Source organism: Rhizobium sp. 007 (assembly GCF_015353075.1).
GTDB lineage: Bacteria > Pseudomonadota > Alphaproteobacteria > Rhizobiales > Rhizobiaceae > Rhizobium.
In genome coordinates this window covers 1,603,252-1,619,457 of sequence record NZ_CP064187.1, presented here as the reverse complement: position 1 = coordinate 1,619,457, position 16,206 = coordinate 1,603,252, and the positions used below count along the sequence as shown (strand labels likewise).

Here is a 16,206-nt window from a genome sequence, read left to right as displayed (position 1 = left end):
CCGGTGGCGCGGGCGCTGAAGAATACGGGAATGTGTCATTGTCATCCGGTACGGGATTGTTCGTTACGTTTGAAGGCGGGGAAGGGGCTGGGAAATCCACGCAGATCCGCCGGCTGGCGGAAGCGCTGAGGGCGCGCGGCCATGAGGTTCTGCTGACGCGGGAACCTGGCGGGTCGCCTGGTGCGGAAGCCGTGCGCCACGTGCTGCTGTCCGGTAGCGCGGAAGCCTTCGGCACGCGCATGGAAGCCATTCTCTTCGCCGCAGCCCGTAACGATCACGTCGAAGCGGTCATTCGCCCGGCGCTTCTCCAGGGCAAGATCGTGCTGTGCGACCGGTTCATGGATTCCTCGCGCGTCTATCAAGGCGTGACGGGCAATCTCGAGGCGGACTTCATCGAGACGCTGCAGCGGATCGCCGTCAACGGCGTCGTACCAGATTGCACGCTGATCCTCGACATTCCGGCAAGGCTTGGTCTGGCGCGAGCAAAGAAGCGCAGTGCGGCGACGGCGGACCGACCGGACCGTTTCGAAAGGGAAGAACTTGAGACGCACGAAAAACGCCGCGAAGCCTATCTCGACATAGCCGCGCGCGAACCGGAGCGGTGCCACGTCGTCAACGCGACGCAGGACGAAGAGCCGATTGCCGCGGAAATTCTTGCGATCGTCAATCAGCTTCTTGGGCCTGTTGCCGTCGCCAAGATGCCGGAGGCCGCGCATGAGTGACGAGCGGCCGGGGCTTCTGGACGGCGCCATCTGGCCGGCCGAAAACACGAAACTTTTTGGGCATGACGAAGCCCAGGCTTTTCTTTCCCAATCCTATCGCTCCGGCAAGGGCCATCACGCGGTCCTGATCGAGGGGCCGGAGGGCATCGGGAAGGCAACCCTTGCTTTTCGATTTGCAAACTACGTTCTGTCGAATCCCGATCCGGCAACGGCGCCTGCAACGATCGGCGATCCTGATGCGGCCTCTGCCGTCAGCCGCCAGATCGCTTCCGGGGCGTCGCATAATCTGCTCTATCTTTCGCGTCCCGTTGACGAGAAGACAGGCAAAGTGAAGTCGGCGATCACGGTGGACGAGGTGCGGCGCGCCGGACGCTTCTTCTCGCAGACCTCCGGAACAGGAAACTGGCGCATCGTCATCATCGATCCGGCAGACGACATGAACCGCAATGCGGCCAACGCCATCCTGAAAATTCTGGAGGAGCCGCCCAAACGCGCGCTTTTCCTCGTGCTGTCGCATGGGCCGGGAAAGCTTCTGCCGACGATCCGTTCACGGTGCCTGCCGCTTAAGCTTTCGCCGCTGGATAATGGCGCCTTGGGCGCGGCACTCGCCAATCTCGGCGTAACCGGCAGCGATGCCTCGATGATATCGATCGCGAAAGGCAGCGTCGGGGAGGCGTTGAAGCTCCTGAACTACGGCGGCGGCGAGATCATCGCGGCATACAACGAGGTCCTGTCGGCTCAAGGCCCGACGGCTCGAAAGGCAATGCATCGTTTGGCGGAGGCCTTGTCCGGCAAGGATAGCGACACGATATTCGAATTCTTCGTGAGCCATGTCGGTGACGACCTGATGCACCGGGCGCGCCACGCGGCGCAAGCAGGCGAGCTTTCCGCCGCCGAACGGCTGGCACGCCTGCAATCCGATATCAACGAGCGGCTTGCCGTTTCCGACGCTTACAACCTCGACCGCAAGCAGACGATCCTCAGCATTCTCGGCGACATCAAGCAGCCGGGCCTCTGATCAGCCGGCAAGCAGTTTCCAGGCGACGATCGCGAGCGTGAGCGCAAGCACGATGCGAATGGTGCGTTCATGCAGCTTCGGCGCCAGGAGGCTGCCGGCGATGATGCCCGGAATCGAGCCGACCAGCAGTGCCAAAAGCAGGAGCCAGTCGATCTCGCCGATGATCCAGTAGCCCATGCCGCCGATGAGCGTCAGCGGCACCGCGTGGACGATATCGGAGCCGACGATTTCGCGGACATCCAGTCGCGGATAAAGCACAAGCAAGATCGTTACCCCGAGTGCACCGGCACCGACCGATGTCAGTGTGACAAGGATGCCGAGAGCCAGCCCGAGGATGACGGTGAGAACGGCAATCGTCGCCGGACGGGGCGGGGCGCGCTCGCCAGTGACCCGGCGAGCAAAGCGGAGAATCTGCGCGCGGAAGACAAGCATCACGGCCGTCATGACGAGCAGCCAGCCAAGCGCTGCGGTAATCGTATGGGTAACCTCGACGCTCTTGCGGTCGACGCCTGCCATCAGCCAGAGCATCAGGAGCGCTGCCGGAACACTTCCCGCCCCGAGCGCACCGACAACTCGCCAGTTGATACGGCCATGCATGCCATGGACCGCCGTGCCCGCCGTCTTGGTGACGGCGGCATAGAGCAGGTCGGTTCCGACCGCGGTTGCCGGATGGACGCCGAATAACAGGACGAGCAGCGGCGTCATCAGCGAGCCGCCGCCCACGCCGGTGATGCCGACAAGCGCGCCGACGAAAAAGCCGGAAAGTGAATAGAGAGGCTGAAAATTTTCGAGAAACGTCAAGCGACGGACCTCTGACAGACAGAGAAACGGCTTTTGCCCGCTGCTGGAAATCTCACTTCGGTTGCGCCCTGTTCTTCAGTTTCGCAAGGCCTAGAATGTGGCAGAAAGCGAGTCAAGCTCAGCGCTTCGGCAAACCGCCAAATCATAAGCGCTTTCGAAACTTAGTGTTTCTCTTCTCCATGACATGCGCTAAGAGCGGCTGATATTTCGAGAGAGTAAGCCGGACACGATGGCCGCCATGACAGACAAGACGCCCTTCTACATTACCACCGCGATCTCCTACCCGAACGGCAAGCCGCATATCGGCCATGCCTACGAGCTGATCGCGACGGACGCCATGGCGCGCTTCCAGCGTCTTGATGGCCGTGATGTCTTCTTTCTGACGGGCACCGACGAGCACGGCCAGAAGATGCAGCAGACGGCGCGCGCGGAGGGTATTACCGCCCAGGAGCTTGCCGACCGCAACTCCGGCGAGTTCGAGGCGATGGCCCAGCTGCTGAATGCCTCGAACGACGATTTCATCCGCACCACGGAACCCCGCCACCACGAAGCCTCCAGCGACATCTGGAAGCTGATGGCGGAAAACAGCGACATCTACAAAGATTCCTACGCCGGCTGGTATTCTGTGCGCGACGAGGCCTACTACCAGGAGAACGAGACGGAGCTCCGCGCCGACGGCGTGCGCTACGGGCCGCAGGGCACGCCCGTCGAATGGGTAGAAGAGGAAAGCTACTTCTTCAGGCTTTCCGAATACCAGGACAAGCTCCTCAAGCACTATGAAGACAATCCCGATTTCATCGGTCCTGCCGAACGGCGCAACGAGGTGGTTTCCTTCGTCAAGTCCGGCTTGAAGGACCTTTCGATTTCGCGCACGACCTTCGACTGGGGCATCAAGGTGCCCAACGATCCGTCGCATGTCATGTATGTCTGGGTCGACGCGCTGACCAACTACATCACAGCGACCGGCTATCTCCAGGATCCGAACGGCCCAAGAGCGAAGTACTGGCCGGCCGACATTCATGTCATCGGCAAGGACATCATCCGCTTCCATGCGGTCTATTGGCCCGCCTTCCTGATGTCGGCCAGGCTGCCACTGCCAAAGCGGGTCTTTGCGCATGGCTTCCTGCTCAACAAGGGCGAGAAGATGTCGAAGTCGCTCGGCAATGTCGTTGATCCCGTCAATCTGGTGAACCATTTCGGTCTCGATCAGGTGCGGTATTTCTTCCTGCGCGAAGTCTCCTTCGGCCAGGACGGCAGCTACAGCGAAGAGGCGATCGGCACGCGGATCAATTCCGATCTTGCGAACGGCATCGGCAATCTCGCGAGCCGTTCGTTATCTATGATCGTCAAGAATTGCGACGGCAAGATACCGGAATGCGGACCGTTGACCGACGAGGACAAGGCGATGCTGGCGCAGGCCGATGCGCTGCTCGCGTCGACGCGCGAGGACATGGACAAGCAGATGATCCACAGGGCGCTCGCTTCCATCATCGCCGTCGTTTCGGAAACCGACCGTTATTTTGCAAGCCAAGAGCCGTGGGCGCTGAAGAAGACCGATCCGGCGCGGATGGGCACCGTGCTCTATGTCACCGCTGAAGTCGTCCGCCAGATCGCGATCCTGCTCCAGCCGTTCATGCCGGAATCGGCGGGCAAGCTGCTCGACCTCGTTGCCGCGCCAGCCGATGAGCGCGGTTTCGCGGCATTGGGCGAAGCCGGACGCCTCGTTCCCGGAACGCCGCTGGAGGCACCAAAGCCTGTCTTCCCGCGCTATGTGGCGCCGGAAACCTGAGGGTCTGCCATGCTGATCGATACGCATTGCCATCTGGATTTCGCCGATTTCGAGGAGGAGCGAGACGATATCGTCTCGCGCGCTCACCAGGCCGGTGTGAAGCAGATGGTGACGATCTCGACGCGCGTGCGGAAACTCGAAAAGCTGCTCGCGATCACCGAGAAATATCCCTCGGTCTTCTGCTCGGTCGGCACGCATCCGAACAATGCGGATGAGGAGCTCGACATTCAGACCGAAGATCTCGTGCGCCTCGCCAAGAAACATGAGAAGGTCGTCGCGATCGGCGAAGCCGGGCTCGATTACTTCTACGACACGCAGATGCCGGAGAACCAGAAGACAGGCTTTCTGCGCCATATCGCTGCCGCTCGCGAAACACAGTTGCCGCTGGTGATCCATAGCCGCAGTGCCGACGAAGACATGGCGGCAATCCTGACGTCAGAAACTGGGAAGGGGGCCTTCCCCTTCATTCTCCATTGCTTCTCGGCCGGTCCCGCGCTTGCCCGAACCGGCGTCGAACTCGGCGGCTACATTTCTTTCTCTGGCATCCTCACCTTTCCGAAATCCGAGGAGTTGCGGGCGATCGCAAAAACAGTCCCGCACGACCGGTTGCTGGTCGAAACCGACGCGCCTTACCTTGCGCCGAAGCGCTGGCGCGGCAAGCGCAACGAGCCGTCCTATGTAGTGGACACCGCCGAGGTTCTCGCTGAAACGCTCGGCGTCAGCTATGCCGAGATGGCGCGGATCACTACCGAGAATGCTTTCCGGCTCTTCTCGAAGATGCCGAAGGTCTAGCCGCGTGAGCTACCGGCGGCGCTTCACCATTCTCGGCTGCGCGTCGTCGCCCGGCGTGCCGCGCATTACCGGCGATTGGGGCGCCTGCGATCCCGCCAATCCGAAGAACCGCCGTACGCGCGCAGCCTTCATGGTGCAGCAATACGACGACAACGGCGGGGTCACGACCGTCGTCATCGACACCGGATCGGATTTCCGCGAGCAGATGATTGCCGCCAAGGTGCAGCACATCGATGCTGTGCTTTACACGCATCCGCATGCCGACCACATTCACGGCATCGACGATCTGCGCGGCTATTTCCACAACGCACAGCAGCGCGTGCCGATCTATGCCAATCCGTTCACGATGGACCGCATCCGCCAGGGCTTCAGCTATTGCATCGAAACGCCGCCCCGCAGCAATTATCCGCCGATCGTCGAGCCGATCCTGATCGAGGATATGACGCCTATCGTCATCAGCGGCGCTGGAGGCTCGATTTCATTCCGGCCGCATCTGCAGCAGCACGGCGACATACATTCGCTTGGCTTTAGAATCGGTGATGTCGCTTATTGCAGCGATATCAGTGACTTCCCGCCCGAGACTGTCGCAAAGCTTCAGGATCTCGACATCCTCATTATCGACGCTCTGCAATACCGCTATCATCCAAGCCACCTGTCGCTTGAGCAATCACTCGACTGGATCGGCCGGCTGAAGCCGAAGCGAGCGATCCTGACGCATATGCATACGCCGCTTGACTACGACACCGTGATGGCCGAGACGCCCGAACACGTCGAACCCGCCTTTGATCAGATGCAGTTCGAGGTCAAAGTGGATGAGCTCCGAGCAGACTAGCACGACCTGGGAACGGTCGGCACCGGCTAGCGAACCTCAGCGACAACGACATGAGCACGTAGGTTTCCATGAATCCGTCCGCTGCCAAAGCGCTGTTCGAACGCTGCGGCGACCGCTTGAACAGCCTTTTCGTCATCGGCAGCGCGCGCGGCGATCTCCATTTTCAATGGCGTACCCCGACAGAATGCTATTGCGACGTCGCGCGGCGAGGGGGCATGCGCGGCCATGTCTATCGTATCGATCGTCACTTTCCGGAAGCCCGCGTGCCTGAGATCATTCTCGATCGTCTCTCGCTCGTAATAGCCATGCGGCGTTCGTTCGAGAAACCGCGTGGGGTCGTCGGGAAAAGCCGCGACGATTGCCTCGGAAACGGTGCGGGCAATTTCGTTTTCGGCAAGCGAGGCCCAAGTGTTGAAAAGAAACGTCCCTCCAGGCTTCAGCACCCTCAGTATCTGCCCATAACCGCGCTGCTTGTCCAGAAAGAACATAACGCCGAACTGGCAGGCGACAACATCGAAACTTGCGCTGTCAAAGGGCAGCTCGAGTGCGTCCGCCTGTTTCCACTCGACCTGACGGCCAACGCCCTTCTTCGCTGCGATATCGAGCATCGCCTGGTTCAGATCGGTAGCGACGATTTGGACCTCCGGCGCAAGCCTGGTCGCCATCGCCCGTGTCAGCACACCCGATCCTGCGGCGACTTCCAGAACACGTTCAGGATGGCAGTCCGCGACGCGGGCCGCCAAATCCGAGGCGTATCCCTCGAACAGGATCGGCACGAGGAACTGCTCGTAGATCGCGGGAATGTCTCCTTGGAAATGCGCATCGGTCGCGGTCATTATCTTCTTCTCCTTGGCTTGCCGGCGCATCGCGCCGAGCGAGCGACGCACGACACAGCGGAGCGCTGTCTCTCGATACTTTCCTTGTTCCGAGTAAAGTGTCACACTCGACAGCCAAGGCAACTAGCCCAAAAGACCTAGTAAGGACCACACCTCGACGGTCAACCGGGACGTCCCACACTGTGAGGGTTGTCCTTCGCAGCGGCATCCTGGTCGGATCCACGCATCCAAGGTCTCGACAGCAGGGCAACACGACCCAAGGTCATTCTGCCGTTTAGTGTCTCCGAGATCGATGAGCGCCCACCAGGCGGGGACTTGCGTTTGGTGCCCCGTACGAATTCGCCGGCGCGGAGAGGGGGCTGTCGACGGAGCGGCGCCCGCGCCGTTTGTGGCCGCATGGCTGGACAGGTGTTTATATCCCAGTGAATGCCAACGGAGCAGTTTCCATAGTGCTTTATGCAGCAGCCAGTCGGCGGCGAGCGGAGAGGGACCGAACACATATTAAAGCGGAAAGTATGACTGGCAGGCATACAAGGTACGCTGTCCTGATACCAGCGTGCTCCGCCACAAAACCGAGGAGCGGTGGAGCGAGGAAGAACACGACAAACGACATTTGGCCCAATGCCGCGACATTGAGATGGGAGGCTCGGTCCGAGCGCCGCGCCGCTGCAGAAACGGCAAGGGGGTATACCACGCTACAACCGCCGCCCATGAGCGCAAATCCAACAAGGGCGATGTATTGATGCGGAGCAAGCCACACCGCGCAAAGCCCAACGGCTGACACGAGGAGCAGTGTCAAAGCGACCGTTCGGGAGCCGAAGCGATCGACAAACGGATCTGCAAATAACCTCGTCAAAGCCATGAAGAAGGTGAAAAACGTGAGGCCCAGCCCTCCGACGAACGGTTCGGATTGGAAGACGTCGCGCATATAGATCGCCGACCAATCAATGCCCGCGCCCTCGACCAGGAATGCGGCGATACCAATGACACACAGAGGAAGCAGTGCAACTGTCGGAAGCGCGATACGCCCCGCGTCTGAATGATCAAGCGCCACTCTTGCAGGGGCATTGCGCATGCCAGCGATTACTATCGTACCGGCGATCAGGACAAACCCGAACGTCAATCCTAGATGAAGCTGCGTTGATACGCCGGCCTGGCGGACTGCGGCCGAAACCAGGGCTGTGACGAAGAAGCCAAGGCTCCAGAATCCATGTGCCCGGTTCATGACGCCCCGTCCAAGCTGCGCCTCAATGCGGTCAATCTCGACGTTGAGATTGATCTCCAGCGCTCCTGCCAGCAGTCCTTCGCACAAAAGAATGCCGAAAACCAAAGGAGCAGCACTCACCCAAGGCACAAGAGCAAGACACGCGGACGTTCCCAACACGGTAAGAAAAGCGGTGGTACGTGCTCCGAGGCGGGCAACGATGGGGGACGAAAACGTTAGTGAAACCAACGCGCCGACCGCGGCTCCAATCAGCGTCAAACCGAGCTCAGATTTGTCAATCTGGAGAGCGTCTTGAATGTCCGGAAGACGCGACAGCATAGCGCCCATCGAAACAGCGAACAGGAAGAAGCAGACATAAATCCGCTGCTGCGGTCCGATGTGCATGTTGTAGCTCCGGAGTCTAGAAACGGTGGGAGACCTCCTTTTAGGAGAACTGCCCCCCGATAACAACATGAACGCTCACTCGTAAGTGGTGTAGGCACGGTTTGTGGCGTTTAGTTGCCACTACGCATCTCAAACGCACAGGCAAGCGAGCGACGCTAAGAAGCGTTGCCGCCGTCTGCCGAGGCTTCTGGGTGTGGCTGTGGAACCGAGGACTAAGCGCGCTTTCGGTGAATGGCCGCAGCGATCGATGCTTGTAGTTCGTGTTCGCCCGCAGTGTCGGCTAACGCAACCATCAAAATGCAATGCGGGAGCGGAGCTCGTTGGTGGGAGCCAAGCACGCGGAAGATTATTCTGGCTCGACGGTTTGTGTCGTTCTAGGTTCCTGATGATGTACGGAATTCGCCTGTTTGTGCCAGTTCTGCTCCGTTCTTATAGGCTCCTTCCTTCCTCACCAGCGAAGCGTTCCCGTTCCATAATCTATCTTATGTGATGTGGTGCTGTAGCCGCAAAGTTAAAGTGTCCTGATTCTGCAAAGTAAGAATGTCACTCTCCCCGGGTTTTGATGACCTGGGAGATTGCGGATGGGACTGATTGCGATGAGCGAGCGTGATCTGCAGCGGATCGAGATTTTGTCGAAAGTGATCGCCGGCCGCATGACGCTGGTGTCGGCGGCGCATGTGCTTGATCTGAGCACGCGCCAGGTGCGTCGGCTGCTGGAGCGGATCAGCACTGGCGGTGCGGCATCGATCCGCACAAGGCGATCGGCCGGCCGTCGAACAACCGGATCAGCGACGGTGTTCGCGATTACGCCGTGACGCTGGTGCGCGAACGCTATGCGGACTTCGGTCCGACGCTGGCGGCCGAGAAGCTTGCCGAACGCGATGGAGTGCGTGTGTCGCGCGAGACATTGCGCAGCTGGATGGTGGATGCTGGCCTGTGGCTATCACGCAAGCAGCGGCGGACGTTTCATCAGCCACGCTTGCGGCGCGAGGCCTATGGCGAACTGGTGCAGATCGACGGCTCGGAACATCGCTGGTTCGAAGATCGTGGTGAACCGTGCTCGCTGCTGGTGTTCGTCGACGATGCGACGGGCAAGTTGATGCAGCTGCGCTTTGTCCGCTCGGAGAGCGCTTTCACTTACTTCGAGGCGCTGGAGCTTTATCTGAAGCATCACGGCGCGCCGGTGGCGTTTTATTCCGACAAGCACTCGGTGTTCCGGGTGGCGAAGAAGGATGCCAAAGGTGGCCAAGGCATGACCCAGTTCGGGCGGGCGCTTTGCGAGCTAAACATCGAGATTCTTTGTGCAAACTCCAGCCAGGCCAAGGGGCGCGTCGAGCGGATGAACCGGACGCTGCAGGATCGGCTGGTCAAGGAACTACGGCTGGCGGGCATCTGCGACATGGAGGCTGGCAATGCGTTTTTGCCTGGCTTCATGGAGCACTACAATGCGCGGTTTGCGATTGTCCCTGCCCGGTCCGAAGACCTGCACCGGCCGATGAATCTTGCACAGGATCGGCTGCAGGAGATCCTGTGCAAGCGCGAACAGCGTTATGTCGGATCGCAGTTGACGTTTTCGTTCGAGCGCCAGCGGATCATGCTGGAGGAGACCGAGGTGACGCGCGGATTGGCTGGTCGCTATGTCGAGACCTATGCCTATGCGGATGGTCGATTGGATGTGCGGTGGAAGGGGCATTCCCTGCCCTACCGGACGTTCGACAAGGACCAGCGGGTGACGCATGCGGCGATTACCGAGAACAAGCGGCTCGGCGATGTGCTGGCCTATATCAAAGCACGTCAGGAGCAGTTGCCTGGACCAAAGGTGAGGACCAACAGTGAGAAGAATGGCTACAAACCGCGGGGCCGCAAGCCGGGTCGGAAGACGGATTTCATGAACGATCCGGTGGTGCTTGCGCGGCGAGAGGCAGCACTTTCCCGGCTTGATGCTGCGGAATGATCCGTCATCGCACAGTCTCAAAGCTAAAGCCGAAGGGGTGCCTCTCACCCGCCCCTCCCTTCCCTTGCAACCCGGCCCAGCCGGTCCGGTCGGGGGCTTGCCTCAGCGCAAGTGGAGATGTCGAGTATCGCATTTCTAAGTGGCTGAAGACGCGCCCAAAGTGACATTTTAACTTTGCGCAGAAGCGGACATTCCAACTTCCCCGCCACAGGTGCCGGGTGGGGGTGGGTTCAAGGATGAAGTGCGACTTGCAATAGATAACAACGGTTTATCCTTGCAAGGAACGAGACATGAAACGCACCTACTCCCAGATCGATATGGATGAACGCCGCAAGATTGCCCGCTGGTGTCGGCGGCGCATGTGCTTGATCTGAGCGCGCGCCAGGTGCGTCGGCTGTTGGATCGGATCAGCACGAGCGGCGCAGCGTCAATCCGGCACAAGGCCATCGGCCTACCCCACGCCGCTCGACGCTCGATCACCTCGACCGCTGCCACTTGAAAAGCAGGTAAATACCTGCGCTTGACATGCAGGTGGATACCTGCATATTGTGGTTTCACATTCGAGTGAGACCAATGGACGCTGACAAGGTTTTCAAAGCGCTGGGCGACCCGACACGCAGAAAGCTGCTTGACCTTCTTTGTGAGAAGAACGGGCAGACGCTCGGCCAGCTTTGCGACAACTTGGACATGGCCCGGCAATCCGTCACGCAGCACATCGGGGTATTGGAGGCGGCCAATCTCGTGAGCACGGTTAGGCGCGGTCGGGAAAAGCTGCATTTCATCAACCCCGTGCCGCTCCACGAGGTCTACGAACGGTGGGTGCGGAAATTCGAACATCAGCGGCTTAGCCTGCTGCATGATCTGAAGAAGGAACTCGAAGGAGAGTAACAATGACCAAAGAGATGACCAGCTTTGTATACGTGACCTATGTTCTCTCGACCCCGGAAAAGGTGTTCGAGGCCATAACGAAACCGGACGTCGCAAGGCGCTACTGGGGCCACGAGAACGTCTCCGACTGGAAGCCCGGATCGAAATGGGAACATATCCGTGCCAACGATGAGCGGACTGTCGAACTCGTTGGCAAGGTCATTGAGGTCTCGCCGCCGACCCGTCTCGTCATCACCTGGGCGAATGCTTCGCAGGCCTCCGACCCGGCAAGCTACAGTCGGGTGACGTTCGCGATCGAGGAATACGACAACATGGTCCGGCTGACCGTCACCCATGACGAACTCGAAGCCGACAGCGGGATGGCGAAAGGCATCAAACAAGGTTGGCCGGCCGTCCTGTCCAGCCTGAAATCTTTCCTGGAAACCGGCAGCGGCATTGACCTTTTCGCCAAGCCAAAATCGGCCTGATCCCTTGCGGTGCCAATTAACAAGTCTGCCAGCGGGAGAATGATAATGACCAAGACTTATGCCGGCGGATGCGCGTGCGGCGCGATCCGCTATGAAACGAGCAGCGAACCCATCTTCGAGAATCACTGCCAATGTCGCGATTGCCAGAAACGAAGTGGCACGGGGCATGGATCCTATCTGACCTTCCCCCGGCGAGCCGATATGACAATTACGGGCGAACCGAACACCTGGCGGGTAGCGGGCGACAGCGGGAACGAAAAGGTCCACGCCTTCTGCCCCACCTGTGGAACACCGGTCTATCTGACATCCGTCGCAATGCCGGAGCTGATTGCGGTCCCCGCCACCAGCCTTGACGATCCTGGCCAATTCAACCCGCAGCTGGTCACATACACCATTCGCGGCCATGGGTGGGACACGATTGATTCCTCGTTGCAGAAATTCGAGCGAATGCCACCCGGATAAATTCGGTTGAGAGCAATACGAAACTACAGACAGCGGCCTGTACTTCTGATTGAACGAGTGTGGTTCCCATGATCTATTCCTTCCGAGCGAGTGCTTTGATGCAGCCCTCACTCTCTGCCAGAGCGCCGGCCGCTGTTCACTGCTCATGGGATCTAAAGCCTGTGGGTGGGTGATGCACCCGCCCCTATCTGCCTTGCAATCCGGACCAGCCGGTCAGATCGAGGCTGGTCCGACCGTTTGACCTTAGAGGAGACGCAACATGGACAGATTCACCGGCGGTTGCCTGTGCGGCAACGTCCGAATTGTGGCGTCGGGACTCCCATACCGGGTCGGCCTTTGTCATTGTCTCGACTGCCGGAAGCATCATGGGGCTCTTTTTCACGCTTCCGCGATCTTCCCTCAGGATGCGGTGACGATCGATGGCGAAGCACGCGACTACGCGGGGCGGTGTTTCTGTCCCCGCTGCGGCTCACCCGTTTTCGCACGCACCGCAGACGAAATTGAAGTGAACCTGGGATCCCTGGATGCCCCTGACCAGCTGATGCCAACCTACGAAAGCTGGATCGTCCGTCGCGAGTCCTGGTTGCCGCCGTTTCCGCTCACGAGACGATACGACCGCGATCGTGACACCACGAGCCGCTTTGAGGAATAGGTCGCACGAACGGTGCGAAGGCGCCGATACAGCGGCCTTCGGATTGAATGGCCGTTTGGGAGGGTCACTCCGGAAGACCGGCCTTGCGGTAGCCATCAACGAAATGCTCGAGCGTCGCGGCGTCGCGGAACGGCTCCGTCGTGGCCCAGTGGCGGGTTGTGAAATGCGGGTTACCGACAAGGAACAGTTCGACCTCTGCGCGCGCCTCGTCGAGCCGGCCAAGTTGGGCAAGGCTTGCCGCCAGGAAACGGCGTGAGCTTGTACGATAAGTCTCCTCCCGACGCAGTGTCTCGATAGCGGCTTCGTATTCACCGGCCGCATATAGCGCCTGGCCGAGCGTCAGATAGTACCAGCTTGCCGGAAGCGGATTCAGCCGGAACGCCTTGCGGATGTGCTCAAGGCCCTCCTCGACCCGCCCGGCCAGGACCGTAATGTCGGATAGCGCCGCCCAGGTGTCGGCTTCGTTCGGGTCGAGCTCGATCGCCTTGGCGAATTCCGCGTCCGCCTCGGCGAAGCTGCGCTCATAGGCAAGCAAGTAAGCAAGGCTCCAGCGACAGCCAGCATCGTTGGGATCGAGTGCTACAGCTTTGCGCGCAAGCTTCAAAGCGTCGCTGCGGGCAGCTTCCGTTGGTCCGCCGCTATGTACCCATCCCATCCAGTGGTTCACGGCAAGCCAGCGATAGGCCTCGGCATATTCCGGATCGAGCGAAACCGCGCGCGTCAGCATCAGATGCGCTTCCCGCGCCGTCTGCGGCGAGTCATCCATCAGCTTGCGCGCCCGCACGCAGAGATCGTAAGCCTCGAGATTTTTGGGCCGATTGCGCGGCGGCGGTGCACGCAGCCGGCCGAGCAGCGCCTCCACGATTTTGCCAGTGACCTCGTCCTGAACGGCAAAGATATCGTCCAGGCTGCGATCGAAGCGTTCCGCCCATAGATGATCGCCACTCACCGCGTCGACCAGCTGGGCGTTGATGCGTACGCGCCCAGCGGCACGTCTTGCGCTCCCCTCCAGGAGGTAGCGCACGCCGAGGTCCTCAGCGATCCCGCGCACAGCCATCGCCTTTCCCTTGTAGGCAAAGGCCGAGTTGCGCGCGATGACGAACAGGCCGGAGATCCTGGACAGGTCGGTAATCAGGTCTTCAGTCAACCCATCCGCGAAGGATTCCTGCTCGGGATCGTTGCTGACATTCACGAAGGGCAGCACGGCTATCGATGGCTTGTCGGGCAGTGGCAAAGGTTTTTGCTTCGCGCCACCGAGGTGTTCGATGGCCCCCGTGAAGCGGTAGCCGACGCGCGGAACCGTGGCGATCCATTCACCGCCATCGGTGGCCGGACCAAGCAGCTTCCTGAGCTGCGCGATCTGGACGGTGAGGTTACCTTCCTCGACGGCTGTGCCCGGCCACGCCGCGTCCATCAACTCGGCCTTGCCCAGGATTTCGCCAGGCCGTCCGACAAGCGCCGCAAGCAGCTTTAGTCCGCGGTAGCCGACGGCAACGGGATCATCGTTCCGAAGGAGCGTTCCGGCACCCGGATCAAGCACGAACGGACCAAAGGCAAAGCGCGATCCCTGCATACGGCGCATCTATAGCCTGTTTGGAAGTTTTTGGAACTATTTGGGGGAGCTTAATTACGGCGCCCTTCGTATCCTGCAGAATTCAACCTCTTTCAGGTCGAGGGCTCTGGACCCTCAAACCATATGGAGGTTGCCATGAACGATGTTCCCCCCGTGGGGCTGGCGAAAGTTTCGCGTCGGACTTACAGCCTGGCGACCCTGCGAAGCGTTATCGCGACCTGGGACGAGCGCAAACGCCTTCGCTGGCAACTTGAGCAAAAGTCAAAGGATGATCCCCATTTGATCGACGATATCGGTCTGACGAGGCGGCAGGTCGAGGCAGAGATCGCCAAGCCCTTCTGGCAGCGATAAGGCGAATGCTGCAATGACACCGGAGCGCCAGTTTCCGCGTGCCGCAACGGTTTGCCGGCACTTGCACAGCACGACGTCCCCGCGAGAGGATCGGATCCCATGGGCCGCGATGGCGGGCATCATCGCGACGGTCACGGTGTTCGCCGTGGCACAGGGGCTGACCTATCCGCTGCTCAGCTTCATCCTGGAGCGGCAGGGGACGGCGCCCGGCCTGATCGGCTTGTCGGCGGCGATGACGCCGCTGGGTTTCATTGTATCCGCGCCCTTCGTTCCGACGCTGGCGCGGCGCGTGGGCGCGGCGCGGCTTGCGATCCTTTGTTCCACCCTCGCCGCGCTCATCCTGATCGCGATTGCCTGGAAGCAGGAGGTCTGGGCCTGGCTGCCTCTGCGCTTCCTGCTCGGCTTCTTCGCCAATCCGCTTTACGTGATCAGCGAAACCTGGCTGATCACGATCACGCCCGCGCCACGCCGGGGCCGCATCATGGGCCTCTATTCATCGATCGTTTCGGGTGGCTTCGCCATCGGCCCGCTGTCGCTCGGCCTTGTCGGCACGCAGGGCTGGCCGCCCTTCATGATCGGCATCGTGGCCTTCCCTCTCTGCGGCTTGATCGTACTTGCGGTCGTGCCGCGCCTGCCGAAGATGCCGCATGAAGGTGAGGCAACATCGGTCGGCGGCTTCTTCGCACGGGCACCCCTTCTGTTGTTCGCGGTTTTCACTGCTGCCGCCTTCGAGCAAGTCGTGATTTCCTTATTCACGGTTTATGGTACCGCGCTTGGCAGTGCCGAAGCACGTATCGCTTCGCTCATCGCCTGTTTCACCGCAGGCAATGCCGTCCTGCAGATATTGCTCGGGCGCGTGGCCGAACGGTTCGGCTCGACGCGGACCATGCTATTCTGTGCCCTGGCTTCGCTGGCCGGCTGCCTGCTGCTGCCGTCGCTCTTCAACGCGTGGCTCATCTGGCCGCTCGTTTTCGTCTGGGGCGGGGTCTCATTTGGGATTTACACCATGTCGCTGATCCAACTCGGCGAGCGTTTCATCGGTCAAGCCTTGATCGCCGGAAACGCGGCCTTCGCGTTCGTATGGGGTATCGGCGGCATCGTGGGCTCGCCCGCGACAGGACTAGCGATGCAACTGATCGGACACCAAGGGCTGCCATCGTCCCTGAGCCTTATCTGTTTTGTACTGGCGGTGCTTCTGATGGCGGAGAGACGACGGGGCTGATCGAGGCACTTGCCTCGCGCCGCATCGTTGGTATGCCGGATTTTACCAAGGGAGCCAGCATGACTGCCGAAGATCTCCCAATTCAAAAGGGCGTGCGGCCGCGCTTGCTTCCATCGGGACTGCCGTTGCTGGCGGCACACCAAGTCGCCGCTGCAGACGGAGGACGGATGTCGCTTTTGGTCTTCGACACAGACGCAAGGTGACGCGCAAGGACTTCCGCGACGGTGGAGGACGCCGT

General features: G+C 60.4%; 15 protein-coding genes and 1 pseudogene. 12 read left to right on the top strand and 4 right to left on the bottom strand.

Annotated elements, in window-relative coordinates:
- The first annotated feature begins 38 nt into the window (after positions 1 to 38).
- Entirely contained in the window at positions 39 to 722 is a 684-nt protein-coding gene (gene tmk / locus ISN39_RS08195; RefSeq protein WP_194729713.1) for a dTMP kinase, read from the top strand.
- Complete coding sequence (locus ISN39_RS08190; RefSeq protein ID WP_194729712.1) at positions 715 to 1,740, top strand: DNA polymerase III subunit delta'; 1,026 nt, start codon at positions 715 to 717, stop codon at positions 1,738 to 1,740. The genes tmk and ISN39_RS08190 overlap by 8 nt, the downstream gene beginning before the upstream one ends.
- Here the strand turns inward: ISN39_RS08190 and ISN39_RS08185 are convergent, their stop codons facing one another.
- Positions 1,741 to 2,541, bottom strand: coding sequence for a sulfite exporter TauE/SafE family protein (locus ISN39_RS08185; RefSeq protein WP_194729711.1), 801 nt, complete (start codon positions 2,539 to 2,541; stop codon positions 1,741 to 1,743).
- A 238-nt stretch (positions 2,542 to 2,779) separates the two neighbouring features.
- Between ISN39_RS08185 and metG the strand changes: the two genes are divergently transcribed.
- From metG to ISN39_RS08170, 3 genes are read left to right on the top strand one after another with little or no spacing between them, the layout of a single operon-like run.
- Positions 2,780 to 4,330: a methionine--tRNA ligase gene (gene metG / locus ISN39_RS08180; RefSeq protein WP_194729710.1), complete on the top strand. Its 1,551-nt coding sequence runs from the start codon at positions 2,780 to 2,782 to the stop codon at positions 4,328 to 4,330.
- Positions 4,331 to 4,339: 9 nt separating this feature from the next.
- Complete coding sequence (locus ISN39_RS08175) at positions 4,340 to 5,122, top strand: TatD family hydrolase (protein WP_194729709.1); 783 nt, start codon at positions 4,340 to 4,342, stop codon at positions 5,120 to 5,122.
- A 4-nt stretch (positions 5,123 to 5,126) separates the two neighbouring features.
- Positions 5,127 to 5,954: an MBL fold metallo-hydrolase gene (locus ISN39_RS08170; RefSeq protein WP_194729708.1), complete on the top strand. Its 828-nt coding sequence runs from the start codon at positions 5,127 to 5,129 to the stop codon at positions 5,952 to 5,954.
- Positions 5,955 to 5,980: 26 nt separating this feature from the next.
- Here the strand turns inward: ISN39_RS08170 and ISN39_RS08165 are convergent, their stop codons facing one another.
- Entirely contained in the window at positions 5,981 to 6,790 is an 810-nt protein-coding gene (locus ISN39_RS08165) for a methyltransferase domain-containing protein (RefSeq protein WP_074070265.1), read from the bottom strand.
- Between the two features lie 454 nt (positions 6,791 to 7,244).
- Entirely contained in the window at positions 7,245 to 8,399 is a 1,155-nt protein-coding gene (locus tag ISN39_RS08160) for an MFS transporter (RefSeq protein WP_194729707.1), read from the bottom strand.
- 581 nt (positions 8,400 to 8,980) lie between these two features.
- On the opposite strand from ISN39_RS08160, the pseudogene ISN39_RS08155 reads away from it, so the two are divergent.
- The 5 genes and pseudogenes from ISN39_RS08155 to ISN39_RS08135 all read left to right on the top strand — a co-directional run bounded on the left by ISN39_RS08155 (position 8,981) and on the right by ISN39_RS08135 (position 12,822).
- Positions 8,981 to 10,353, top strand: a pseudogene (locus ISN39_RS08155) (ISNCY family transposase).
- 573 nt (positions 10,354 to 10,926) lie between these two features.
- Positions 10,927 to 11,241, top strand: a complete 315-nt coding sequence (locus ISN39_RS08150; RefSeq protein ID WP_194729706.1) for a helix-turn-helix domain-containing protein — start codon at positions 10,927 to 10,929, stop codon at positions 11,239 to 11,241.
- Between the two features lie 2 nt (positions 11,242 to 11,243).
- Positions 11,244 to 11,708: an SRPBCC family protein gene (locus ISN39_RS08145; RefSeq protein WP_194729705.1), complete on the top strand. Its 465-nt coding sequence runs from the start codon at positions 11,244 to 11,246 to the stop codon at positions 11,706 to 11,708.
- Between the two features lie 45 nt (positions 11,709 to 11,753).
- On the top strand, positions 11,754 to 12,170 hold the full coding sequence (locus ISN39_RS08140; protein ID WP_074068124.1) for a GFA family protein: 417 nt from the start codon (positions 11,754 to 11,756) through the stop codon (positions 12,168 to 12,170).
- A gap of 259 nt (positions 12,171 to 12,429) precedes the next feature.
- Positions 12,430 to 12,822, top strand: coding sequence for a GFA family protein (locus tag ISN39_RS08135; protein ID WP_194729704.1), 393 nt, complete (start codon positions 12,430 to 12,432; stop codon positions 12,820 to 12,822).
- A gap of 64 nt (positions 12,823 to 12,886) precedes the next feature.
- Here ISN39_RS08135 and ISN39_RS08130 read toward each other — a convergent pair whose 3' ends face one another.
- Positions 12,887 to 14,395 carry a winged helix-turn-helix domain-containing tetratricopeptide repeat protein gene (locus ISN39_RS08130; RefSeq protein ID WP_194730130.1) on the bottom strand — a complete coding sequence of 503 codons (1,509 nt, stop codon included), beginning with the start codon at positions 14,393 to 14,395 and terminating at the stop codon, positions 12,887 to 12,889.
- A 135-nt stretch (positions 14,396 to 14,530) separates the two neighbouring features.
- Here ISN39_RS08130 and ISN39_RS08125 point away from each other — a divergent pair, with 135 nt between their 5' ends.
- Positions 14,531 to 14,746 carry a DUF1127 domain-containing protein gene (locus ISN39_RS08125; protein WP_194729703.1) on the top strand — a complete coding sequence of 72 codons (216 nt, stop codon included), beginning with the start codon at positions 14,531 to 14,533 and terminating at the stop codon, positions 14,744 to 14,746.
- A 13-nt stretch (positions 14,747 to 14,759) separates the two neighbouring features.
- Positions 14,760 to 15,968, top strand: a complete 1,209-nt coding sequence (locus tag ISN39_RS08120) for an MFS transporter (protein ID WP_194729702.1) — start codon at positions 14,760 to 14,762, stop codon at positions 15,966 to 15,968.
- Positions 15,969 to 16,206 lie beyond the last annotated feature (238 nt).

What these genes read in the sequence shown, in the direction of transcription:
- ISN39_RS08190 (WP_194729712.1), top strand. Translation starts at nt 715, where the DNA reads ATGAGTGACGAGCGGCCGGGGCTTCTGGACGGCGCCATCTGGCCGGCC.
- metG (WP_194729710.1), top strand. Translation starts at nt 2,780, where the DNA reads ATGACAGACAAGACGCCCTTCTACATTACCACCGCGATCTCCTACCCG.
- ISN39_RS08175 (WP_194729709.1), top strand. Translation starts at nt 4,340, where the DNA reads ATGCTGATCGATACGCATTGCCATCTGGATTTCGCCGATTTCGAGGAG.
- ISN39_RS08165 (WP_074070265.1), bottom strand. Translation starts at nt 6,790, where the DNA reads ATGACCGCGACCGATGCGCATTTCCAAGGAGACATTCCCGCGATCTAC.
- ISN39_RS08160 (WP_194729707.1), bottom strand. Translation starts at nt 8,399, where the DNA reads ATGCACATCGGACCGCAGCAGCGGATTTATGTCTGCTTCTTCCTGTTC.
- ISN39_RS08150 (WP_194729706.1), top strand. Translation starts at nt 10,927, where the DNA reads ATGGACGCTGACAAGGTTTTCAAAGCGCTGGGCGACCCGACACGCAGA.
- ISN39_RS08145 (WP_194729705.1), top strand. Translation starts at nt 11,244, where the DNA reads ATGACCAAAGAGATGACCAGCTTTGTATACGTGACCTATGTTCTCTCG.
- ISN39_RS08140 (WP_074068124.1), top strand. Translation starts at nt 11,754, where the DNA reads ATGACCAAGACTTATGCCGGCGGATGCGCGTGCGGCGCGATCCGCTAT.
- ISN39_RS08135 (WP_194729704.1), top strand. Translation starts at nt 12,430, where the DNA reads ATGGACAGATTCACCGGCGGTTGCCTGTGCGGCAACGTCCGAATTGTG.
- ISN39_RS08130 (WP_194730130.1), bottom strand. Translation starts at nt 14,395, where the DNA reads ATGCAGGGATCGCGCTTTGCCTTTGGTCCGTTCGTGCTTGATCCGGGT.
- ISN39_RS08125 (WP_194729703.1), top strand. Translation starts at nt 14,531, where the DNA reads ATGAACGATGTTCCCCCCGTGGGGCTGGCGAAAGTTTCGCGTCGGACT.
- ISN39_RS08120 (WP_194729702.1), top strand. Translation starts at nt 14,760, where the DNA reads ATGACACCGGAGCGCCAGTTTCCGCGTGCCGCAACGGTTTGCCGGCAC.